The 21,625-nt window shown below is 72.0% G+C and carries 17 protein-coding genes; 9 read left to right on the top strand and 8 right to left on the bottom strand.

Going from position 1 to position 21,625, the window contains the following annotated elements:
- The first annotated feature begins 13 nt into the window (after positions 1-13).
- Entirely contained in the window at positions 14-2,029 is a 2,016-nt protein-coding gene (locus AB0I67_RS11390) for an APC family permease (RefSeq protein ID WP_357921326.1), read from the top strand.
- Between the two features lie 9 nt (positions 2,030-2,038).
- Positions 2,039-3,280: a class I SAM-dependent RNA methyltransferase gene (locus AB0I67_RS11385; RefSeq protein ID WP_357921324.1), complete on the top strand. Its 1,242-nt coding sequence runs from the start codon at positions 2,039-2,041 to the stop codon at positions 3,278-3,280.
- A gap of 15 nt (positions 3,281-3,295) precedes the next feature.
- Here AB0I67_RS11385 and AB0I67_RS11380 read toward each other — a convergent pair whose 3' ends face one another.
- Genes AB0I67_RS11380 through AB0I67_RS11365 form a run of 4 tightly spaced genes read right to left on the bottom strand, consistent with a single transcriptional unit; the run spans position 3,296 to position 7,296 of the window.
- Positions 3,296-3,892, bottom strand: coding sequence for a response regulator transcription factor (locus AB0I67_RS11380; RefSeq protein WP_357921322.1), 597 nt, complete (start codon positions 3,890-3,892; stop codon positions 3,296-3,298).
- Positions 3,889-5,019, bottom strand: coding sequence for a histidine kinase (locus AB0I67_RS11375; protein ID WP_357921319.1), 1,131 nt, complete (start codon positions 5,017-5,019; stop codon positions 3,889-3,891). Before AB0I67_RS11375 ends, AB0I67_RS11380 begins: the two co-directional genes overlap by 4 nt.
- Positions 5,016-6,113 (bottom strand): histidine kinase, encoded by a 1,098-nt coding sequence (locus AB0I67_RS11370; protein WP_357921316.1) that lies wholly within the window; start codon positions 6,111-6,113, stop codon positions 5,016-5,018. Before AB0I67_RS11370 ends, AB0I67_RS11375 begins: the two co-directional genes overlap by 4 nt.
- 10 nt (positions 6,114-6,123) lie before the next feature.
- Entirely contained in the window at positions 6,124-7,296 is a 1,173-nt protein-coding gene (locus AB0I67_RS11365; RefSeq protein ID WP_357921313.1) for a hypothetical protein, read from the bottom strand.
- A 78-nt stretch (positions 7,297-7,374) separates the two neighbouring features.
- Here AB0I67_RS11365 and AB0I67_RS11360 point away from each other — a divergent pair, with 78 nt between their 5' ends.
- From AB0I67_RS11360 to mug, 5 genes are all read left to right on the top strand, one after another.
- On the top strand, positions 7,375-8,289 hold the full coding sequence (locus tag AB0I67_RS11360) for an LLM class F420-dependent oxidoreductase (RefSeq protein ID WP_357921310.1): 915 nt from the start codon (positions 7,375-7,377) through the stop codon (positions 8,287-8,289).
- Between the two features lie 50 nt (positions 8,290-8,339).
- The gene (locus AB0I67_RS11355) at positions 8,340-9,986 is read left to right on the top strand and encodes a 3' terminal RNA ribose 2'-O-methyltransferase Hen1 (RefSeq protein ID WP_357922167.1); all 1,647 of its coding nucleotides are present in this window, start codon (positions 8,340-8,342) and stop codon (positions 9,984-9,986) included.
- Positions 9,979-12,540, top strand: coding sequence for a polynucleotide kinase-phosphatase (locus AB0I67_RS11350; RefSeq protein ID WP_357921307.1), 2,562 nt, complete (start codon positions 9,979-9,981; stop codon positions 12,538-12,540). Before AB0I67_RS11355 ends, AB0I67_RS11350 begins: the two co-directional genes overlap by 8 nt.
- Before the next feature lie 86 nt (positions 12,541-12,626).
- The gene (locus AB0I67_RS11345; RefSeq protein WP_357921304.1) at positions 12,627-14,030 is read left to right on the top strand and encodes a sugar porter family MFS transporter; all 1,404 of its coding nucleotides are present in this window, start codon (positions 12,627-12,629) and stop codon (positions 14,028-14,030) included.
- Between the two features lie 30 nt (positions 14,031-14,060).
- On the top strand, positions 14,061-14,573 hold the full coding sequence (mug, locus tag AB0I67_RS11340) for a G/U mismatch-specific DNA glycosylase (RefSeq protein WP_357921301.1): 513 nt from the start codon (positions 14,061-14,063) through the stop codon (positions 14,571-14,573).
- Here mug and AB0I67_RS11335 read toward each other — a convergent pair.
- Together AB0I67_RS11335 and AB0I67_RS11330 are read right to left on the bottom strand one after the other, a co-directional pair.
- Positions 14,570-15,283, bottom strand: coding sequence for a DUF1707 domain-containing protein (locus AB0I67_RS11335; protein WP_357921298.1), 714 nt, complete (start codon positions 15,281-15,283; stop codon positions 14,570-14,572). The two genes, mug and AB0I67_RS11335, sit on opposite strands and share 4 nt — an antisense overlap.
- 7 nt (positions 15,284-15,290) lie before the next feature.
- Positions 15,291-16,022 carry a PadR family transcriptional regulator gene (locus AB0I67_RS11330; protein WP_357921296.1) on the bottom strand — a complete coding sequence of 244 codons (732 nt, stop codon included), beginning with the start codon at positions 16,020-16,022 and terminating at the stop codon, positions 15,291-15,293.
- Positions 16,023-16,425: 403 nt separating this feature from the next.
- Here AB0I67_RS11330 and AB0I67_RS11325 point away from each other — a divergent pair, with 403 nt between their 5' ends.
- Complete coding sequence (locus tag AB0I67_RS11325; RefSeq protein ID WP_357921293.1) at positions 16,426-17,154, top strand: metal-dependent hydrolase; 729 nt, start codon at positions 16,426-16,428, stop codon at positions 17,152-17,154.
- A 64-nt stretch (positions 17,155-17,218) separates the two neighbouring features.
- Here the strand turns inward: AB0I67_RS11325 and AB0I67_RS11320 are convergent, their stop codons facing one another.
- Positions 17,219-17,719, bottom strand: coding sequence for a hypothetical protein (locus AB0I67_RS11320; RefSeq protein WP_357921290.1), 501 nt, complete (start codon positions 17,717-17,719; stop codon positions 17,219-17,221).
- Between the two features lie 302 nt (positions 17,720-18,021).
- On the opposite strand from AB0I67_RS11320, the gene acnA reads away from it, so the two are divergent.
- The gene (gene acnA, locus AB0I67_RS11315; RefSeq protein WP_357921287.1) at positions 18,022-20,748 is read left to right on the top strand and encodes an aconitate hydratase AcnA; all 2,727 of its coding nucleotides are present in this window, start codon (positions 18,022-18,024) and stop codon (positions 20,746-20,748) included.
- 64 nt (positions 20,749-20,812) lie between these two features.
- Here the strand turns inward: acnA and AB0I67_RS11310 are convergent, their stop codons facing one another.
- Positions 20,813-21,541, bottom strand: a complete 729-nt coding sequence (locus AB0I67_RS11310) for a neutral zinc metallopeptidase (protein WP_357921284.1) — start codon at positions 21,539-21,541, stop codon at positions 20,813-20,815.
- Between the last annotated feature and the right edge of the window lie 84 nt (positions 21,542-21,625).

Here is a 21,625-nt window from a genome sequence, read left to right as displayed (position 1 = left end):
AGCATCTGGATACGTGGCGAAGATGACGGATCTTGTCAAGCGCGTGCTCGTCGGACGAGCGCTGCGCAGCGGGCAGTTGCACGAGCAACTCCTGCCCAAGCGCGTCGCGCTGCCGGTCTTCGCCAGCGACGCGCTCTCCTCGGTGGCCTACGCACCGCAGGAGATCCTCGTCATCCTCTCGCTGGCCGGGATCTCGTTCTACCACTACAGCCCGTGGGTGGCCGTGGCGGTGGTCGTGGTCATGCTGACCGTCGTCGCCTCCTACCGGCAGAACGTGCACGCCTACCCGAGCGGCGGCGGCGACTACGAGGTCGCCACCGTCAACCTGGGCAAGAACGCCGGGCTCACCGTCGCCAGCGCGCTGATGGTCGACTACGTGCTCACCGTGGCGGTGTCGGTGGCCAACGGCGTCGACTACGTCGGCGCGACCATCCCGTACGTCGCCGAGCACAAGCCGACCGTGGCCATCGTGATCGTGATCCTGCTGACGGTGGTGAACCTGCGCGGCATCCGGGAGTCGGGCGCGGCCTTCGCGATCCCGACCTACGCCTTCATGATCTCGGTGCTGGGCATGGTGGCGTGGGGCGCGTTCAAGTACTTCGCGCTGGGCGACGAGCTGCGGGCGCCGACCGCCGACTACGAGATCGTCGCCGAGCAGACCAACCTCACCTCCTTCGCCGCCGCCTTCCTGATCCTGCGCGCCTTCTCCTCCGGCTGCGCGGCCCTCACCGGCGTCGAGGCGATCAGCAACGGAGTGCCCGCCTTCCGCAAGCCCAAGAGCCGGAACGCGGCGACCACGCTGCTGATGATGGGCCTGGTCGCGGTGAGCATGTTCAGCGGCATCATCGCCCTCGGCCTGGTCTCCGGGGTGAAGGTCGCCGAGCACCCGGCCATCGACATCGTGATCGACGGCAAGCCGGCGGGCGAGGGCTACTACCAGCAGCCGATCATCTCCCAGGTCGCCGACGCGGTCTTCGGCGGCGGCTCGCTGCTGTTCGTGGTGATCTCGGCGGTGACCGCGCTCATCCTGTTCCTCGCCGCCAACACCGCCTTCAACGGCTTCCCGGTGCTCGGCTCGATCCTGGCCCAGGACCGCTACCTGCCGCGCCAGCTCCACACCCGCGGCGACCGGCTGGCCTTCTCCAACGGCATCGTCATCCTGGCGCTCGGCGCCTGCCTGCTGCTGTGGGGCTTCCAGGCCGACGTGAGCAAGCTGCTGAACCTGTACATCGTCGGCGTCTTCGTCTCCTTCACCCTCAGCCAGACCGGCATGGTCATCCACTGGACGCGCCACCTGCGCACCCAGGCCGACCCGCGGCTGCGCTTCCAGATGCAGCGCTCGCGCGTGATCAACTTCTTCGGCGCGGTGATGACGGGGCTGGTCCTGATCGTCGTGCTGATGACCAAGTTCCTGGTCGGCGCGTGGATCGTCTGCCTGGCCATGCCGGTGCTGTTCCTGATGATGAAGGGCATCCGCCGGCACTACGACAACGTGGCCAAGGAGCTGTCCATCACCGAGGACTTCGACTCCTCGATGCTGCCCTCGCGCAACCACTCCATCGTGCTGGTCTCCAAGCTGCACAAGCCCACCCTGCGCGCCCTGGCCTACGCCCGCGCCACCCGGCCCTCCACGCTGGAGGCGGTCACCGTCGGCGTCGAGGGCGAGGAGGCCAGGCAACTGCAGGAGGAGTGGGAGCGGCTGGGGATTCCGGTGCCGCTCAAGATGCTCGACTCGCCCTACCGCGAGATCACCCAGCCGGTCCTCGACTACGTCAAGAACCTGCGCAAGCGCTCGCCGCGGGACGTGGTGACCGTGTTCATCCCGGAGTACGTGGTCGGCCACTGGTGGGAGCACCTGCTGCACAACCAGAGCGCGTTGCGGCTCAAGGCGCGGCTGCTGTTCAAGCCGGGCGTGATGGTGACCAGCGTGCCGTGGCAGCTGCACTCCTCCGACCGGCTGCGCAAGCGGCGCGAGCCGTACGCCCCGGGTTCGGTACGGCGGGCCGGAGCGGACACGTCCAAGCAATAGGCTGGTCTGATGCTTCTCGAATTGACGATCGGTCCGGCCGCGCACGGTGGCTGGTGCGTCGCGCGCCATGACGACGGGCGCGTGGTCTTCGTACGGCACGCCCTGCCCGGGGAGCGCGTGCGAGCGGAGGTCACCGAGGAGACCGCCAGATTCCTGCGCGCCGACGCGGTCGAGGTCCTGGAGGCCTCGCCCGACCGGGTCGTGCCGCCCTGCCCCTTCGCCGGCCCCGGCCGCTGCGGCGGCTGCGACTGGCAGCACGCCTCGCTGCCCGCCCAGCACGAGATCAAGGCCGCGATCGTCGAGGAGCAGCTCCGCCGGCTGGCCGGCCTGGAGCGCAAGGTCGTGGTCGAGGAACTGCCCGGCACGCCCGACGGCCTCGGCTGGCGTACCCGCGTGCAGTTCGCCGCGCGGCCCGACGGCGTGCTCGGCCTGCGCCGGCACCGCTCCCACGACATCGAGGCGATCGACGCCTGCCTGATCGCGCATCCCGAGGTCGAGTCGGTCGGCGTGCTCGCCGACGCCTGGCCGGGCGCGGCCGGGGTCGAGGTCATCGCCTCCTCCACCGGCGAGCACGCGGTCGTCGTGCGGCCCAGGCCGCGCCGCTCGGTCGCCGTCCCGCCGCTGGAGTCGCCCGCGTCCATCCTGGTCGACCAGGGCAAGGGCCGCACCGAACCCCGGCACGGCTCCGGCCTGCTGCACGAGCAGGTCGACGAGCGCCGGTTCCAGGTGACCGGCAGCGGCTTCTGGCAGGTCCATCCCGGCGCCGCGGTCACCCTGCTCGACGCGGTCATGTCCTATGCCGCGCCCGCGCCCGGCGAGTGGGCGCTCGACCTCTACTGCGGCGTCGGCCTGTTCGCCGCCGCCCTGGCCGAGGCGGTCGGGCCCGAGGGCGCGGTGCTCGGCGTCGAGTCCGAGGCCAGCGCCGTGCGTGACGCCCGCCGCAACCTCCGCGACCTGCCCCAGGCGCAGGTGGAGAAGTCGCGGGTGGAGTCGGCGTTCGACCGTTTCGGGATCGAGCGCGCCGACCTCGTCGTGGTCGACCCGCCCCGCTCCGGGCTCGGCCGCGAGGTCGTCGCCCGCGTGTCCGGCCTGGAGGCCTCCCGGATCGTCTACGTCTCCTGCGACCCGGCCACCCTCGCCCGCGACCTGGCCTGGTTCGCCGAACTCGGCTACGACCTGGCCGACCTGCGCGCCTTCGACGCCTTCCCGATGACCCACCACGTGGAGTGCGTGGCGCTGCTGGTCAGGTGATCGGGCGCGAGGCGGTCACAGCCAGCCCATGCGCTGGGCCGTGCGGATCGCCTCCAGGCGGTTCTGGGCGTTGAGCTTGGTCATCGCGCTGGACAGGTAGTTGCGCACGGTGCCCTCGGTGAGGTGCAGCTCTGTGGCGATCTTGGAGACGGCGGCGCCGTCGGCGGCCAGGCGCAGGGCGTCGGTCTCACGGTCGGTGAGCGGGCTGTCCCCGGCGGTCATCGCGGCGGCGGCCAGGTCGGCGTCGAGGTAGCGCCCGCCGCCGTGCACCTTGCGGATCGCGCGGGCGAGTTCCTCGGCGGAGGCGTCCTTGCCCAGGAAGCCGCTCACGCCCGCGGCCATGGCCCGGCGCAGGTAGCCCGGCCGGCCGAGACTGGTCAGGATGACGATGGAGCACTGGCCGCTGATCCGTTCCGCGGCGGCCAGGCCGTCCATGCCGGGCATCTCGATGTCGAGCACCGCCACGTCCGGCCGGTGCTCGGCGACCGCGGCGGCGACCTCGTCGCCCCGGCCCACCTGGGCGATGACCTGGATGCCGTCCTCCAGGTCGAGCAGGGCGGCGATGGCGCCGCGGATGAGGTGCTCGTCGTCGGCGAGCAGGACGCGGATCATGCGGCCACCTTCAGGATGAAGCCGGCCCCGGGGCCGGGCAGGGGAGTGAGGGCGGCGCCCGCGGCAGCCGCGCGTTCGGCCAGGGCGTCGAGGTCGCCCGGCTCCCGCGTGCCGTCGTTGGTCATCTCCAGCACTCCCTTCTCGATCGATATCACGCACCGCTTCGCCGTACCGTGGCGGAGGATCACGGTGGTGCCCTCGCGGACGGCGGCGGCCAGCAGGGTGAGGCCGGCGGCCGGCAGGCCGGCCGCCCGCACCCGCACGGCGCACTCCACGCCCGCCGCCTCCAGGACCGCGCGCACGCTGGCGAGCGTCTCGTCCAGGCTGAGCGCCCGGTAGTCCTGTACGGCGGCGCGGACTTCCTTGAGCGAGACCCGCGCCCGGTCCCGCACCTCGAACATCTGCCGCGCGGCGGCCTCGCCCTCGCCCTCGTCGGCCAGCGTGGCGGCCTGGTAGCTCTTGACGGAGATGTCCGACAGGCTCTGCCCGAGCAGCGCGTTCAGCTCGCGGGCCAGGCGCAGCCGCTCCTCGGAGACGGCCAGCTTGGCCTTGGCCTCCTCGCCGTCGTGCGCCTCGACCGCGATCCGCCACAGCCACAGGTTGGCCAGGACGCTGCCGACGAGCACGGCCTCGGCGATGACGAGCAGCAGGGCGACGTCGGGGGCGGCCTCCGGCGCGTAGATCATCAGCATGGCGGTGGCACCGGCGAGGAACAGGCCGCCGAGCAGCAGGATCACCCGCTTGCGGACGAACGGGGCGAGCATCGCCAGGTACACCGGGAACGTCACGATCAGCCCGAGCGCGGTGAGGCAGAGGGTGATCACCCCGGCGATCACCAGCAGCCGGACCGGCGTCGGGCGGCCGGCCACGAGGATCCGGAACGGCCGGGTGGCCAGCGCGTACAGCACGGCCAGCAGGAGCGCGGCGGCGACGGCCAGCGGGGTGGGGTAGCCGTCGATGTCGGCCATGGCGAGGAGCTGGACGAAGCCGAGGCCGAGCACCAGCATCATGACGTCGACCGAATAGACCATCAGCCAGCGGATCTTGTCCAGCCGGGAGGCCTCGCGCACCCGGGCGCGCAGGGAGCGCCGCCGAGCGGGGGCGGAGGTGGCGACGGCGGAGGTCATGCGGGGACCGCCGCTCTGAGCACGAACTCGGTCTCGCCCACCTGCTCGGCCCGGAGCGAGCCGCCCCCCGTGGTCAGCCGCTCGGCGAGGCCTTCCAAGCCCGACCCGTGCTGGTCGGAGGCGGGCCGTACGCCGTCGTTGCGGATCTCCAGCACGCCGCCGTCCAGTTTGATCAGGCAGTGGGTCGGGGTGCTGTGCTTGAGGATGTTCGTGGTGCCCTCGCGCACCACCCAGGCCAGCAGGTCGCGCGAGTGCGGGGGGAGCTGCGCGGCGGCGCCGGTCTCGACCGTGCAGCGCACGCCGATGGACTCCAGCACGCCGCGTCCCTCGGCCAGTTCCTCGTCGAGGTCGAGTGCGCGCAGCCCGGTGGCGGTGGCGTGGAGCTGGCTCAGCGCCTCGCCGGCCAGCCGGTGCACCTGGCGCATCTCCTCGGCCGAGCCGAGCTTGCCGGCCAGCTCGCTCTTCAGCGAGAGCATGACGAGGCTGCGGCCCAGCAGGTCGTGCAGGTCGCGGGAGAAACGCAGCCGTTCCTCGGTCACCGCGAGCCGGGCCTTGGCCTCCTTGCTCTCGTACGCCTCCCTGATCGTGCGCCACAGCCAGAGCCAGAGCCACAGCCCGAAGGTCATCGCGATCATGGCGATGGAGAGCACGATCGCCTGGGCGAGCCAGTCATGGCCGCCGACGAGGTGCAGCCGCACGGTCGTCCCGGCGACGGCGGCCACCGCGAGGGCCGCGGTGATGCCCCGGTGCAGGAACAGGCCGCTGATCGACACCCACAGCAGGACGATGGTGTCCCAGCCCGACGCCGCGGCGCCGCCCGGTGGGACGAGCGCCACCGCGGTCACCGCCAGCACGCCCATGACGGCCAGCAGCAGGGTGGGACGGGGGCGGCCGGCGAAGGCGATGCGCAGCACGAGCGCGAAGATCACGCAGACGCCGGCGAGGCAGACGGTCAGCACGCCCGCGACGGCGAGGGAGATCGTGCCGCTCATGGCCGCGCCGAGCACGGACATCAGGTAGAGGAGGCCCAGGAAGGCCACGGTGCCGTCCATCCAGTACACGAGGATTTTTCGTGCTACTTCGGGACGGGTCACACGGGCCAGTCTAGCCGCGGGCGCGAGCCAGAATGCCGGGTATATCCCCTGATGGTACGGCTCCGCGCACCGAGAGCCACGCCAGGCCGTACCGCGCGGCGAACACCGCCAGCTTGCGCGCGTCCAGCTCGCTGAGGTCGCCCGGCGCGGCCAGGACCGGCGTCACCGCGATCCGCCGCCACGCCTGGGCCGGGTCGTCGCCCGTCGCCAGCGCCACCGCGGCGTTCGCCTTCCGCAGGTCCGCGGCCAGGCGGCGCATCCGGCCGTCGGGAGCCGACTGCGGCTCCATGGGGGCGAGCAGGTTCACCGTGTCCACGGTCGCGCCCGCCTGGGTGGTGAGGCGCACGACCTGTCCGGCCTGGTCGAGGGGGAGGGTGAAGGTGACGTGCAGCCGCTTGCCCTGGGTCCTGGCCTCGGTCTGGAGTGCGCGCAGGGCTTCGGCGCGGCGGAGGGTGGTCCTGGTGGAGGTGTCGTGGATCTCGAACGCGGCGTGGGCGGCGGTGAACGCCTGGAGGACCCGGCGGTAGGCGTTGGCCAGCAAGGGGGGCTTCGCGCAGGCGTCGGCCAGATCGCGGCTGGAGGCCGGTGAGGTGAGGGAGGCGGGTGAGGTGAGGGAGGCGGGTGAGGTGAGGGAGGCGGGTGAGGTGAGGGAGGCGGTGGAGGGGCGGGTGCGCGTTTGCGGGGAGCGGCGGGTGCCGGTCTGGGGGGATGCGGGGGTGGCCGCCGGCGGGGCGCCGAAGGCGATCAGGGGCTCGCCGCCCGCGGCCCGCAGCCGCCGGACGGTCTCGGCCAGCCGTACGCCGCTCTGGTCGGTGCGCCCGCGCCACACCGGCGCGCACCCGCCGTCGCCGGCCACGACGTGGCCGAGCATGAACCAGCGCACGCCGCCGCGGCGGGCCTCGCCGGGCAGGTCGGGCACGGGCGTCCGCCCGGTGTCCACGTAGGACACGAACGTCCCGGGCACCCGCGCCACGGCCGCGCCGGACGGTAACGGCACGGGACCCGAGCGCGCGCTCACGCTGGGCCTGGGCGGCGCCCCGGCCTGGGACGCGCCCGCCCGGTCCGGCTGCGCCTGGGACGGCAGCATCCAGACGGCCGCCCCGGTCGCCCCCGCGAGCGCCAGCCCCGCGAGGATGGCGAGCGAGCGGGGCAGGGTGCCGGGAGCCCGGCGATGCTCAGCCATGGCCACTCCTAGTGGCTATCCGATTACGGACCGGAACCATAGCAAGGCTTGCCGTGATACGCCCGGATAATGGGGAACATGAAGCTGCGGATCTTCACCGAGCCCCAGCAAGGGGCCACCTACGACGACCTGCTCGCCGTCGCGCAAGCCACCGAGCGCCTCGGATTCGACGCCTTCTTCCGCTCCGACCACTACCAGCGCATCGGCCAGGGCGACCCGGGCCCCGGCTCCACGGACGCCTGGATCACCCTCGCCGGGCTGGCCCGGGAGACCTCGCGCATCCGCCTCGGCACCCTGGTCACCCCGGCCACCTTCCGGCTGCCCGGCCCGCTGGCGATCAGCGTCGCGCAGGTCGACCAGATGAGCGGCGGCCGGGTCGAGTTCGGCTTCGGCACGGGCTGGTTCGACACCGAGCACAGCTCCTACGGCGTCCCGTTCCCGCCGGTCGGCGAGCGGTTCGCCCGCTTCGAGGAGCAGGTGGAGATCATCAAGGGCCTGTGGGCCGCGGAGAAGCCGTACTCCTTCGACGGCGCCCACTACCGCCTGGTCGACTCGCCCGCCCTGCCGAAGCCCGTCCAGCCCGGCGGCCCGCCGCTCATCATCGGCGGCTTCGGCCCCAAGCGCACCCCGCGCCTGGCGGCCCGGTACGCCGACGAGTACAACGTGCCCTTCCAGGCGCTGGAGACCACCGGCACCCACTTCTCCCGCGTACGGCAGGCCGCCACCGACGCCGGCCGCACCCTGGAGTACTCGGCCGCCCAGACCGTCTGCGTGGGCCGGGACGCCGCCGAACTCGACCGCCGCGCCGCGGCCATCGGCCAGCCCCTCGACGCCCTGCGCGCCACCGGCCTGGCCGGCACGCCCGCGGAGGTCGTGGACAAGATCGGCCGCTTCGGGGAGCTGGGCGCGTCCCGGATCTACCTGCAGGTTCTCGACCTGGCCGACCTGGACCACCTCGAACTCCTCGCCGCGGAGGTCCTCCCACAGGTCTGAGCACGGAAACCCGTTGGCCGCACCGCTCGCCGGTGCGGCAGACTGTGGACGTGCTGCTGACGATCTCGACGACCCGGAAACCCGCCACCGACCTGGGCTTTCTCCTGCACAAGCATCCCGGCAGAGTGCAGGAGTTCAGCCAGTCCTTCGGCACGGCCGCGGTGTTCTACCCAGAGGCCGGCGACGAACGCTGCACCGCCGCGCTCCTGCTGGACGTCGACCCCGTCAAGCTGGTCCGCAGCCGCGGGGCCTCCTCGCCGGACTTCAGCCTGTCGCAGTACGTCAACGACCGCCCCTACGCCGCCTCCTCGCTGCTCGCGGTCGCGCTGGGCGACGTCTTCCGCACGGCCCGCGCCGGGCGGTGCAAGGCCAAGCCCGAGCTCCCGGACACCGCGCTGCCCCTGGAACTCACCCTGCCCGCGCTGCCCTGCCGGGGCGGCGCGGACCTGGCGCGGCGGTTGTTCGAGCCGCTCGGGTGGGCGGTGGAGGCGGTCGCCGTGCCGCTCGACGAGCGGTTCCCCGAGTGGGGCGACTCGCGGTACCTGTCCCTGACCCTGCGCGGGACGCTGCGGCTGGCCGATGCGCTCAACCACCTGTACGTGCTGTTGCCGGTGCTCGACGACGCCAAGCACTACTGGATCGCGCCGGACGAGGTGGACAAGCTCATCCGGGCCGCGGGCGGCTGGCTGGGGGCGCACCCCGAGCGGGGGCTGATCACGCGGCGGTACCTCGGCCGCCGGCCCACGCTGGCCCGGGCCGCGCTGGCCCGGCTGGCCGAGCTGGGCGACGAGACCGAGGAGTCGCTGGAGCCCGCCGTCGCCGAGGACGCCGCACCCGGCGAGACCGCCCTCGACGAGGCCACCGCCTCCGAAACCGCAGCCGCCGAGCCTTCGGACGGGTCCGCCGAGCCTTCGAGCGGGTCCGCGGAGCCTTCGAGCGGGTCCGCGGAGCCTTCGAGCGGGTCCGCGGAGCCTTCGAGCGGGTCCGCGGAGCCTTCGAGCGGGTCCGCGGAGCCCGCGGACGGGTCCGCCGAGCCTGGGGTCAGGCCCAAGTCGCTCAGCCTCCAGCGCCGCGAGAGCGTCGTGGCGATGCTGGCCGAGCTGGGCGCGAGCAGCGTGCTCGACCTGGGCTGCGGCGGCGGCGAACTGGTCGGCGCCCTGCTCGCCGACCGCCGCTTCGCCCGCGTGGCCGGCACGGACGTCTCGGTCCTGGCCCTGACGATCGCCGCCCGCAAGCTCCGCCTGGACCGCATGCCCGACAGCAAGCGCGCCCGCCTGACCCTCTTCCAGTCCGCGCTGACCTACACCGACAAGCGGTTCACCGGCTACGACGCCGCGGTGCTCATGGAGGTGATCGAGCACGTCGACCCGCCCAGGCTGGCCGCGCTCGAACGTGTGGTCTTCGGCCACGCCGCCCCCGGCCACGTGCTCGTCACGACCCCGAACGTCGAGTACAACGTCCGGTACGAGTCCCTCGTCGGCCTGCGGCACAAGGACCACCGCTTCGAGTGGTCCCGGGCCGAGTTCCGCGACTGGGCCGGCCGGGCCGCCGCGCAGTACGGCTACCAGGTGAGCTACCGCCCGGTCGGCGAGGAGGACCCCGAGCTGGGCCCGCCCACCCAGATGGCGGTGTTCAGCAAGCTGACCCCGGCCGACGCCGAGACGGTCACCGACACGAAGGACGGCTCCCGTGGCTGAGATCCGAGTCCCCGAGCTCTCCCTGGTCGTCCTGGTGGGAGTCTCCGGCAGCGGCAAGTCCACCTTCGCCGCGAAGCACTTCAAGCCCACCCAGGTGATCTCCTCGGACTACTGCCGTGGCCTGGTCTCCGACGACGAGAACGACCAGAGCGCCACCCCGCAGGCGTTCGAGCTGCTGCACCACATCGTGGGCGTCCGCCTGGCCAGGGGCCTGCTGACCGTGGTCGACGCCACCAACGTGCAGTACGAGGCCCGCAAATCCCTGATCGACCTGGCCAAGCGGCACGACGTGCTGGCCGAGGCGATCGTCCTGGACGTCTCCGACGAGATCGCCATCGCCCGCAACGAGTCCCGGCCCGACCGCGACTTCGGCGCGGGCGTGGTGATCCGCCAGCGCAAGGACCTGCGCCGCTCGCTCAGCCGGATCAACCGCGACGGCTTCCGCAAGGTGCACGTCCTGCGCGGCCAGGAGCAGATCGACGCCACCACGATCGGCTACGACAAGTCCTGGTCGAACAAGAAGGACCTCACCGGGCCGTTCGACATCATCGGTGACGTGCACGGCTGCCGCTCGGAGCTGGAGACGCTGCTGGAGCGGCTCGGCTGGGAGCCCGTGCGCGACGCCGAGGGCAGGTGGACCGACGCCTCGCACCCCGCCGGCCGCACCGCGGTGTTCGTCGGCGACCTGGTCGACCGCGGACCGGACACGCCGGGCGTGCTGCGCCTGGTGATGTCCATGGTCGCCGCGGGCCGGGCGATCTGCGTCGCGGGCAACCACGAGCAGAAGCTGGTGCGCGCGCTCAACGGCCGCAAGGTCCGGGTCGCGCACGGCCTGCAGGAGTCGCTCGACCAGCTCGCCGCGGCCGATCCGGTCTTCGTCGAGGACGCCCGGATCTTCATGGACGGCCTGCTCAGCCACTACCTGCTCGACGGCGGCAACCTGGTCGTCGCGCACGCGGGGCTCAAGGAGTCCTACCACGGGCGCGCGTCGGGCCGCGTGCGCAGCTTCGCGCTGTACGGGGACACGACCGGGGAGACCGACGAGTACGGCCTGCCGGTGCGTTACCCGTGGGCGCAGGAGTACCGCGGCCGGGCGATGGTCGTCTACGGGCACACGCCCACGACCAAGCCGGAGTGGATCAACAACACGATCTGCCTCGACACCGGGGTGGTCTTCGGCGGCGAGCTCACCGCGCTGCGCTACCCGGAGCGCGAGCTGGTCTCGGTGCCCGCCGAGCAGATGTGGTACGAGCCGGTCAAGCCGCTGTCCGCGCCCGGCTACCGCGACCCCGGCACCCTGGACATCAACGACGTCCAGGGCACCCGGCACATCGAGACCAGGTACGGCGGCCGCATCAAGATCCAGGAGGAGAACGCGGCGACCGCGCTGGAGGTCATGAGCCGGTTCGCCGTCGACCCGCGCTGGCTGCTGTATCTGCCGCCGACCATGGCCCCGCCCCAGACCTCCCCGCTCGACGGCTACCTGGAGCACCCGCACGAGGCGTTCGAGGAGTTCGCCGCCGCGGGGGTGACGGAGGTCGTGTGCGAGGAGAAGCACATGGGCTCGCGGGCGATAGCCGTACTGACCAGGACCCCCGAGGTCGCGGCGGCGCGCTTCGGGATCACCGACGGCAGCAGCGGCTCGGTCTACACCCGCACCGGGCGGCCCTTCTTCGCCGACACCGGCCCTCTGGTCGAGCGGCTGCGGGAGGCGGTCGCGCCGCTCTGGAAGGCGCTCGACTCCGACTGGGTGATCCTGGACTGCGAGCTCCTGCCCTGGTCGGCCAAGGCGCTCGACCTGATCCGCACGCAGTACGCCTCCGTCGGCGCCGCCGCCGGGGCCGCGCTGCCCGAGGCGGTCGCCGCGCTCACGGCGGCAGCCGGACGCGGCCTGGATGTGGGCGGGTTGCTGGACCGCGCCCGACGTCGCCAGGACAACGCTGCCCTGTTCCGCGACGCCTATGCGCGTTACTGCTGGCCCGTCGACGGGCTGGAGGGGATACGGCTGGCGCCCTTCCAGATCCTGGCGTGCGAGGGGCGGGCGAGCGCGCTGGAGCCGCACGCCTGGCACCTGTCGACGCTCGGGCTGCTCGACCACGAGCTGATCACGCCCACCCGCCACCGTTTCGTCACCCTCGGCTCGGCCGAGTCGAGGGCGGCGGCCACCGCGTGGTGGGAGGAGCTCACCGCGGGCGGCGGCGAGGGCATGGTCGTCAAGCCCGCCGTGCAGCCGCCGACCGGCCGCGTCCAGCCCGCCGAGGGCACTCACCCGGACGGCGCGCCGCCCAAGCGTCCGCCCGCGCGGGTGCAGCCTGGGGTCAAGGTTCGTGGCCGCGAGTACCTGCGGATCATCTACGGCCCCGACTACACCGACTCCCTCGACCTGCTGCGCCGGCGTTTCCTCGGCAAGAAGCGCTCGCTCGCCCTGCGCGAGCACGCGCTGGGTCTGGAGGCGCTGGCCCGCCTGGCCGACGGCGACCCGCTGTGGCGGATCCACGAGCCGGTCTTCGGCGTGCTGGCCCTGGAGTCGGAGCCGGTCGACCCGCGCCTGTGAACCCGCGGCCGGGTGTGGTCAAGGTTCGGTCATCGATCACGTACAGAGAGTGACGAACGGGTAGGTCCCTCGCGAGGGGGACCTACATGGCAACGACTCAGCCCGGCCGGCAGGAGCACCTGCGGCACGTCGTGTTCATCGCAGCGGCGGCCGCGTTGGGCGGTTTCCTGTTCGGCTACGACAGCTCGGTGATCAACGGCGCGGTCACCGGCATCCAGAAGCACTTCGACGTGGGCGCGGTCGAGACCGGCTTCGTGGTCGCCATCGCGTTGCTGGGCTCGGCGGTCGGCGCGTGGTTCGCGGGCGGGCTGGCCGACCGGTGGGGCCGCACCCGGACGATGCAGATCGCCGCCGTGCTGTTCGCGGTGAGCTCGATCGGGCAGATGCTGCCGTTCGCGATCTGGGACCTGGCGATCTGGCGCGTGCTGGCCGGCGCGGCGATCGGCATGGCCTCGGTGCTGGGCCCGGCCTACATCGCGGAGGTGGCCCCGGCGGCCTACCGCGGGCGGTTGGGCTCCTTCCAGCAACTGGCGATCGTGCTGGGCATCGCGGTGTCGCAGCTCGTCAACTACGGCATCGCCCAGGTGGCGGGCGGGAACGTGAACAACGTCCTGTGGGGCCTGGAGGCCTGGCAGTGGATGCTGGGCGCGTGCCTGATCCCGGCGCTGGCCTACCTGCTGTTCGCGTCGATCATCCCGGAGTCCCCGCGCTTCCTGGTCTCGGTGGGGCGCAACGCCGAGGCCCGCGAGGTGCTGGCCAAGGTCGAGAACAGCGACGTGGACCTCGACGCCCAGGTGCGCGAGATCCAGAGCGTGCTGCTGCGCTCGAAGGCGCCGACCCTGCGCGACCTGCGCGGCTCGGCGCTGGGCCTGCTGCCGATCGTCTGGATCGGCATCGGCCTCTCGGTCTTCCAGCAGCTCGTCGGCATCAACGTGATCTTCTACTACTCCTCGTCGCTGTGGCAGTCGGTCGGCATCGACCAGAGCCAGTCGCTGCTGATCAGCGTGATCAGCGCGGCGATCAACATCGTCGGCACGCTGATCGCGATCTCGCTGGTGGACCGGGTCGGGCGCAAGCCGCTGCTGCTGATCGGCTCGGCGGGCATGGCCCTGTCCCTGGGCACGGCGGCGTGGGCGTTCAGCGCGGCGGTCGGCACGGGCGACGACGTGCGGCTGCCCGACCCGCAGGGCACGATCGCGCTGGTGGCGGCCAACCTGTTCGTGCTGTTCTTCGCCCTGTCGTGGGGTGTGGTGGTCTGGGTGCTGCTGGGGGAGATGTTCCCCAACCGGATCCGCGCCGCCGCGCTCTCGGTCGCGGCGGCCGCGCAGTGGGTGGCCAACTGGGCGGTCACCGTGTCGTTCCCGCGGCTGTCGGAGTGGAACCTGCCGATGACCTACCTGGGGTACGCGATCTTCGCCGCGCTCTCCTTCCTCTTCGTGACGAAGTTCGTGAAGGAGACGAAGGGCCGCAGGCTCGAAGACATGGGCTGAACCCCGGCGGCCGGCCCGTAGGCTGGGACGGTGATCGAGGATGTGCTGGGGCCCGACCTGGACGTGCTGTTCTGCGGCATCAACCCCGGGCTGATGTCCGAGGCCACCGGGCACCACTTCGCCCGGCCGGGCAACCGCTTCTGGCCCGCCCTGCACCTCAGCGGCTTCACCCCGCGCCGCCTCACGCCCGCCGAGCAGCACCTGCTGCCGGGCTTCGGGCTCGGCATCACCAACATCGTCGCCCGGCCCAGCGCCACCGCCGCCGAGCTGACCGCCGAGGAGCTGCGCGAGGGCGGGGTACGGCTGGCGCGGCTCGTGGCGGAGGTCCGGCCCGTGGTGCTCGCCGTGCTCGGGATCTCGGCGTACCGTACGGCTTTCGCCCGGCCCAAGGCGGCGATCGGGCCCCAGGACGTGGAGGTCGGCGGGGCGAAGGTGTGGGTCCTGCCCAACCCCAGCGGGCTCAACGCGCACTGGCGGCTGGAGGGGATCGCGGACCAGCTCCGGCTGCTCAGGAAGCAGGTCGAGCTGGCCCGCGGCCGTTAGGACCTGGCCTGCCGTACCCGGCGGACGGTGTGGAAGACCATCGAGCCGATCCACAGCACCAGCAGGACCTTGAGCACCCCGAACCCGCCGAAGATCAGCCCGGCGGCCAGGGCGAGGAGCAGGAGGGGCACGAACGGGCCCGGCCCGCGGCGGGGTCCCCACGGATACCCCGGCCGGCCGCGACGGCGGCTCATGGGGCCGCCCCAGCCTGCGCCCTGACTCCAGGCGGCCGCGTCGTGGGGCCAGGGGGTGTGCCGGCGCCGGGCGTGGGCCTCGTGGCGGAGGCGGCGCATCTCCTGGCGGTGGGCGCGCAGGGCCGCGCGCCAGGCGTCCCGGTCGGCGGGGGGCCAGGCCAGCCCGTGGCGCTCGGCCTCCTCCCGCCAGGCGGCGAACCGCTCCGGCGCGTGCTGCCACGGCCCGGCAAGGTCTGGGAAGCCGGACGAGCCGGGGGACCCGGGGAGACCGGGGAGACCGGGGAGACCGGGGAGCGGGGGAGGCCCGGAGTGGAAGGGGCGCGCGCCGGGACCGGAGGTGGGACCGGGGAGGTCGGTGGTGGCGCGGGAGAGCTCGCTCGCGGTCTTGGACGTGAGCGCGAGTTCGAGCCGTTCGTCGAGTTCCTCACGAGTGAGGCGGCCCTGCGCGTAGTGCTCGCGCAGGGCGGCCGTCACCTGGTCGCGCTCGGCGTCGCCGATGCGCAGCTCGCCGCTCATGCCGCGGTCACTCCTCGTCGCCGTCGCCGTCGGCGAGGGTCTGGTAGAGCTTGCGCCGCGTGTCGCTGAGCGCCTTGCGGGCCTCGCGGATCTGGGCCTCGGACCCGGTCTGCAGGATCTGCATCATCGCGAACGCCGACTGGCGGGCGATGTCCCACAGGTCGGCGGTGTTGTCGTCGATGTCGGGCCGCATCTCGTCCCAGGGCGCGCGGACCTCGTCGGCGTGCTCGGCGATGTAGGCCAGCCCGGTCTCGGTGAGGCGGAAGGTCTTGCGGCCCTCGGCCTCCTCCGCGATGACGAGGCCCTCGTCGGTGAGCTGCTGGAGGGCCGGGTAGACGGCGCCGGGGCTGGGCTTCCAGCCGCCTTCGCTGCGCTGGGCGATCTCCTGGATGATCTGGTACCCGTTGCGCGGCTCCTCCGACAGCAGGGCGAGGATCGCGGCGCGCACGTCGCCGCGCTTGGCTTTGCGGCCCCGCCCGCCCCAGCCGCCGTGGCGGGGACCGAACGGCCCGCCCGGTCCGCCCCAGGGCCCGCGACCGAAGTCGAACGGGAAGGGGCCGGGTCCGCGCCGGCCGCGGTGCCGGTGCTCGTGCGGCCCGCCCTCGTGGTGCGGGTGCGGACGCGGCCCCGGCGCGCCGCGCTCCCAGCTCTCGGCGATGGACCTGACGGCCTCGCGGGCCGCCCGGCGCAGTTCGCGCGGGTCGGGCCAGTGGCCTCCCATGGCGTGTGTGTGGTTCATGGTGATACTCCTTCGATCGTTCTCGATGCTTCAAAGATATATCGCTAACCAGTCGTTCGCAAGCAATCGTGTCCGAATGGATCCCGAAAAGCGGCCAACGTGAGCTACATCACGAAAAAGTCGCGGAATTGGGGAACAAGACCCGGGACGGTACCGTTGGACCAGTCAGACGAGGTCGTTCCGCGTCGGCAGGGCTGGGGGGTGCTGTCGCTGCGGTAACGACCTCGTCTTTGTTTTGCCCGGAAGACGGTCCGTCCGGGAGGTCCGGGAATCACCGGGTCGCCCCGAACGCGGGGGAGTGCTCGGGAGTGGCCGGGAAGTGACCCCGAGGTGACCGGAAAGCCTTGTGGCTAGGGCGTGCGGGGCCCGCCGGCTGTCGGTCCGGTGTCGTAGAGTGCCGATCATGATGGGGCACTCGCACGCCATGACCGGCGCGATCGGCTGGTTAGCGCTGGCGCCGGCGCTCGCGGCACTTCCGCTGCTGAACGAGTCGAGCCGGTTCATCGAGTCCGGGATCATGGCCACCGCGCTGACCCCGGCCGAGCTGATCGCCGGGGCGTTGATCTGCGCCGGCGCCGCGATGCTGCCCGACCTCGACCATCCCAGCGCGACGATCGCCCAGACCTTCGGCCCGGTCACCTGGCTGCTGAGCAAGATCGTCAACTGGGTGGCCGGCGGGCATCGCGGGATGACGCACTCCTTCGCCTTCGCCATCGGCATGGGATTCGGCGCGCACTGGCTGGCCAACACCTACCCGATCGGGCGCGACATCCTGGTGGTGCTGATGGTCGGGCTGGCGTTAAGGGCCATCGGCATCGGCATCCCGGGCAACAAGCTGGGCTCGGCGATGGTGAACGTGGGCCTGACCGCGGGCATCTACGTCGTCTTCCGCTCGCTCGACGTGGGCTACGCGTGGATGGGCCTGGCCATCGGGCTGGGCTGCCTGATGCACGTGATCGGCGACTGCATGACGGAGAAGGGCTGCCCGGTGCTCTGGCCGCTCGGCGCCCGCTTCGTGCTGCCGTGGAAGATCGGCATCAAGACCGGGAAGAAGTTCGAGACCAAGGTGCTGGCGCCGGTGCTGTCCGTCGCCATCGTGGGGCTGCTGTTCGTCCGGCTGGCCCCCATCTAGCGGTCCGGAAGAGCGGAGGTCGGGCGCTGAGCGTGCCCGGCCTCCGGCCTTCGCGGTGCGCCGGTCAGGACAGGCGGGCGTAGAGCGTGTAGTCCGCGCCGCTCCGGGTGCCCCGGAAGACCAGCTCCTGGTAGGGCTCCTCGCCCACGGTGAAGGACTCGCGCAGGATGAGGTCGTCGGACGAGGTGACGTCGTCCTCCCAGATCTCGAAGGTCCAGGTCTCGCCGGTGGTGAAGTACATCGGCAGCGGGCCCTGCTCGCCCACCGACTTGTTGGTGTACCCGTTCGGGCAGCCCCGGACCAGGTTGATGTACCAGCAGTCGCCGGCGTTGACGTTCATCCGGTCGCGGTCGTCCGGCCACATGAGGTACTTCTTGCCCGGCGCCACCGGCGCGATGAAGAAGATGCCGATCTCGTCGTTGCCGCTCTCGTTCTGGTCGTCGACGACCAGCAGTTCGAGAGTGAGCTGGAGCCGGACGCTCGCCGAGGCCGGAGCCGGGGTGAGCGTGGTGAGCGAGAGCACGAGGGCGGTGAGCGCCGCCGCCCAGCGGGTGAGTGATCTCATGGCCCGACCGTAGGAAAGACGGCTTGGGGACCGGTTGGGCCTGGCTGGGACGGCCGCTCCGGATGAGCTCCGCAGGCCGCTGGGCCGGTGTCCGGCCAGGTGGCGGGGGCGGCGGGGGAGAGGCGCGGGCTGCTCGTGATCCAGGGTGGCGGCATTTAACTTGATGTCGAGATACTTTCCGGGATATCTTGACGTCGAGACATCCGCTGCGGCCTGCGGGTTAGGGTTACCTAACGTCGTAACACCCTCCGAGGTGCGGCAGGATTTGACTGAACACAGGTCCACCGAGGAGGCGATTCACCGTGTCCGCGAACAGCTTCGGCAGCCGTGACACGCTACGCGTAGGCGATGCGTCATACGAGATTTTCCGGCTTGACGCCGTCGAGGGCTCGGCGCGCCTGCCGTACAGCCTGAAGATCCTGCTGGAGAACCTCCTCCGCACCGAGGACGGCGCCAACATCACCGCCGACCACATCCGGGCGCTGGGTGAGTGGGACCCGAACGCGGCCCCGAGCGTGGAGATCCAGTTCACGCCCGCTCGCGTGATCATGCAGGACTTCACCGGCGTGCCGTGCGTGGTGGACCTGGCGACGATGCGCGAGGCCGTGCGCGACCTGGGCGGCGACCCGTCCAAGGTCAACCCGCTGGCCCCGGCCGAGCTGGTCATTGACCACTCGGTCATCGTCGACTACTTCGGCCACCCCGACTCTTTCCAGCGCAACGTGGAGCGGGAGTACGAGCGCAACCGCGAGCGCTACCAGTTCCTGCGCTGGGGCCAGACGGCCTTCGACGAGTTCAAGGTCGTGCCGCCCGGCACCGGCATCGTGCACCAGGTCAACATCGAGCACCTCGCCCGCGTCGTCATGGTCCGCGACGGCAAGGCCTACCCCGACACCTGCGTCGGCACCGACTCCCACACCACGATGGAGAACGGCATCGGCGTGCTGGGCTGGGGCGTCGGCGGCATCGAGGCCGAGGCCGCGATGCTCGGCCAGCCGATCTCCATGCTCATCCCGCGGGTGGTCGGCTTCAAGCTGACCGGCCAGCTCCCGGCCGGCGCGACCGCGACCGACCTGGTGCTGACCGTCACCGAGATGCTGCGCAAGCACGGCGTGGTCGGCAAGTTCGTCGAGTTCTACGGCGAGGGCGTCTCCAGCGTGCCGCTGGCCAACCGCGCCACGATCGGCAACATGAGCCCCGAGTTCGGCTCGACCTGCGCGATCTTCCCGATCGACGGCCAGACCACCGACTACCTGCGCCTGACCGGCCGCAGCGAGGAGCAGATCGCCCTCGTCGAGGCCTACGCCAAGGCGCAGGGCATGTGGCTGGACAGCGCGAACGAGCCGGTCTTCTCCGAGTACCTCGAGCTCGACCTCGGCACCGTCGTGCCGTCGATCGCCGGCCCGAAGCGCCCGCAGGACCGCATCGCGCTGACCGACGCCAAGGAGACCTGGCGCCGCGACGTGCAGGTCTTCGTGCCCGACGCGCTCGACGAGGAGGGCGTGGAGTCCTTCCCGGCCTCCGACCCGCCCGCGTCCAACGCGCAGGCCAACGGCTTCCGGCCGCACAAGCCGGTCCCGGTGACGCTGGCCGACGGCACGAGCTTCGAGATCGACCACGGCATCGTCTCGATCGCCGCGATCACGAGCTGCACCAACACCTCCAACCCGTACGTGATGCTGGGCGCGGCGCTGCTGGCCCGCAACGCGGTGGAGAAGGGCCTGACCCGCAAGCCGTGGGTCAAGACCTCGCTCGCCCCGGGCTCCCAGGTCGTCACCGGCTACTTCGAGCGCTCCGGCCTCCAGCCGTACCTCGACAAGATCGGCTTCAACCTGGTCGGCTACGGCTGCACCACCTGCATCGGCAACTCGGGCCCGCTGCCCGAGGAGATCTCGGCGGCCATCCAGCAGCACGACCTCGCGGTCACCGCGGTGCTGTCGGGCAACCGCAACTTCGAGGGCCGCATCAACCCCGACGTGAAGATGAACTACCTGGCCTCGCCGCCGCTGGTGGTCGCCTACGCGCTGGCCGGCACGATGGACATCGACCTCGACAACGAGCCGCTGGGCGTCGGCTCCGACGGCGAGCCGGTCTTCCTCAAGGACATCTGGCCCTCCCCGCAGGAGGTGTCCGAGGTCGTGAGCACCTCGATCGACCGCGAGATGTTCGCCGCCGACTACGCCGACGTCTTCAAGGGCGACGAGACCTGGCGCTCGCTGCCGATCCCGACCGGCAACACCTTCGAGTGGGACGCCGAGTCGACCTACGTCCGCAAGCCCCCGTACTTCGAGGGCATGCCGGAGAAGCCGGAGCCGGTGACCGACATCGCCGGCGCGCGCGTGCTGGTCAAGGTGGGCGACTCGGTCACCACCGACCACATCTCCCCGGCCGGTTCGATCAAGGTCGGCACCCCGGCCGCGACGTACCTCCAGGAGAACGGCGTCGCCGTCAAGGACTTCAACTCGTACGGCTCGCGCCGGGGCAACCACGAGGTGATGATCCGCGGCACCTTCGCCAACATCCGGCTGCGCAACCAGATCGCGCCGGGCACCGAGGGCGGCTACACCCGCGACTTCACCCAGGGCGAGGGCCCGGTGTCGTTCATCTACGACGCCTCGGTCAACTACCAGGCCGCCGGCACCCCGCTGGTCGTCCTGGCGGGCAAGGAGTACGGCTCGGGTTCGAGCCGTGACTGGGCGGCCAAGGGCACCGCGCTGCTCGGCGTCCGCGCCGTCATCGCCGAGTCCTACGAGCGCATCCACCGCTCGAACCTGATCGGCATGGGCGTGCTGCCGCTGCAGTACCCCGAGGGCCAGAGCGCCGAGACGCTCGGTTTGACCGGCGAGGAGGTCTTCGACATCACCGGTGTCGAGGAGCTCAACTCCGGCACCATCCCCTCGACCGTCCACGTCAAGGCGGGTGACGTCGAGTTCGACGCGGTCGTGCGCATCGACACCCCCGGCGAGGCCGACTACTACCGGCACGGCGGCATCATGCAGTACGTGCTGCGCTCGCTGCTGGCCAAGTAGCCACGTCCGACGGCGATGGCCCGGCGCGCACCGCGCCGGGCCATCGGTGTGTCCGGGGCCGGAATCAGGTGATCTTGGCGGCGGGGGCGCTCCACGTGTCGCACGAGCCGCCCGCGAAGCCGCGCTTGAGCCACGCGCCGCGGGTCTTGCCCGAGCCGTGCGTGGGCTGGTCGTCCAGCCAGTCGCCGCGGCTCGACTCCTCGACCAGCGCCGCCCAGTCCGCGGCCGTGCCGCCCGTGGACGCCCACACCGAGCCCAGGAACGCCCCGGCCAGGCAGTCGGCCTGCAGCTCGTAACGGCGGCGGAACTCCAGGGCCTTGGGCTTGGCCACCGGTCTGGCCGGGGACCAGATGCCGGCGAGCCGCTGGAGGTGGTGACCGTACTCGTGGGCCATGACCTTGAGCGGGAACAGGTCCTCGCGGCCCTCGATCCACGGGCCGAACAGCGGCAGCACCAGGGTGCGCGGCTTGATGCAGTAGAAGGCCCAGGCGCCCTCGGGCCACGCGCCGCCGCAGATCTCCGAGCGCGGCTCGGCCAGGTAGAGCACCTTCGGCCGGGCGAAGCTCGCGCCCGCCCGCTTGAAATGGGCCGACCACGCGCGTTCCAGGCACTTCAAGACCGCCCGCGCGTACGGCTCCGCCTCGGTGACGCCGCCCTGCGTCAAGGCGGGCGTACGGCAGGCCGTGGCGGGCGGTTTCCCGGCCAGCGGGTCCCGGGCGGCCGCGGCGGGCCCGGCGGGCAGGAGGACGACGAGGGAGCCGGCCGCGGCCAGCAGGGGGAGTCGGCGAAGCACGGCGGGGAGCCTATCGGACCTTTCCCCCGCGACGGCAGCCCCGGCCGGACAGGGCCCCGCGCGATCGTCGGGTGGGGCGGGCGG

The organism is Nonomuraea sp. NPDC050310 (assembly GCF_040655795.1).
Classification (GTDB): domain Bacteria; phylum Actinomycetota; class Actinomycetes; order Streptosporangiales; family Streptosporangiaceae; genus Nonomuraea.
The sequence above is the reverse complement of the archived record's forward strand: the minus strand, read 5'-3'. Positions and strand labels throughout refer to the sequence as shown.

Excerpts from the sequence above, each read along its gene's own strand:
- AB0I67_RS11335 (WP_357921298.1), bottom strand. The coding sequence starts at position 15,283 with ATGAGCGGCGAGCTGCGCATCGGCGACGCCGAGCGCGACCAGGTGACG.
- AB0I67_RS11330 (WP_357921296.1), bottom strand. The coding sequence starts at position 16,022 with ATGAACCACACACACGCCATGGGAGGCCACTGGCCCGACCCGCGCGAA.
- AB0I67_RS11375 (WP_357921319.1), bottom strand. The coding sequence starts at position 5,019 with ATGACCTCCGCCGTCGCCACCTCCGCCCCCGCTCGGCGGCGCTCCCTG.
- AB0I67_RS11380 (WP_357921322.1), bottom strand. The coding sequence starts at position 3,892 with ATGATCCGCGTCCTGCTCGCCGACGACGAGCACCTCATCCGCGGCGCC.
- AB0I67_RS11360 (WP_357921310.1), top strand. The coding sequence starts at position 7,375 with ATGAAGCTGCGGATCTTCACCGAGCCCCAGCAAGGGGCCACCTACGAC.
- AB0I67_RS11385 (WP_357921324.1), top strand. The coding sequence starts at position 2,039 with ATGCTTCTCGAATTGACGATCGGTCCGGCCGCGCACGGTGGCTGGTGC.
- AB0I67_RS11320 (WP_357921290.1), bottom strand. The coding sequence starts at position 17,719 with ATGAGATCACTCACCCGCTGGGCGGCGGCGCTCACCGCCCTCGTGCTC.
- AB0I67_RS11325 (WP_357921293.1), top strand. The coding sequence starts at position 16,426 with ATGATGGGGCACTCGCACGCCATGACCGGCGCGATCGGCTGGTTAGCG.
- AB0I67_RS11345 (WP_357921304.1), top strand. The coding sequence starts at position 12,627 with ATGGCAACGACTCAGCCCGGCCGGCAGGAGCACCTGCGGCACGTCGTG.
- AB0I67_RS11365 (WP_357921313.1), bottom strand. The coding sequence starts at position 7,296 with ATGGCTGAGCATCGCCGGGCTCCCGGCACCCTGCCCCGCTCGCTCGCC.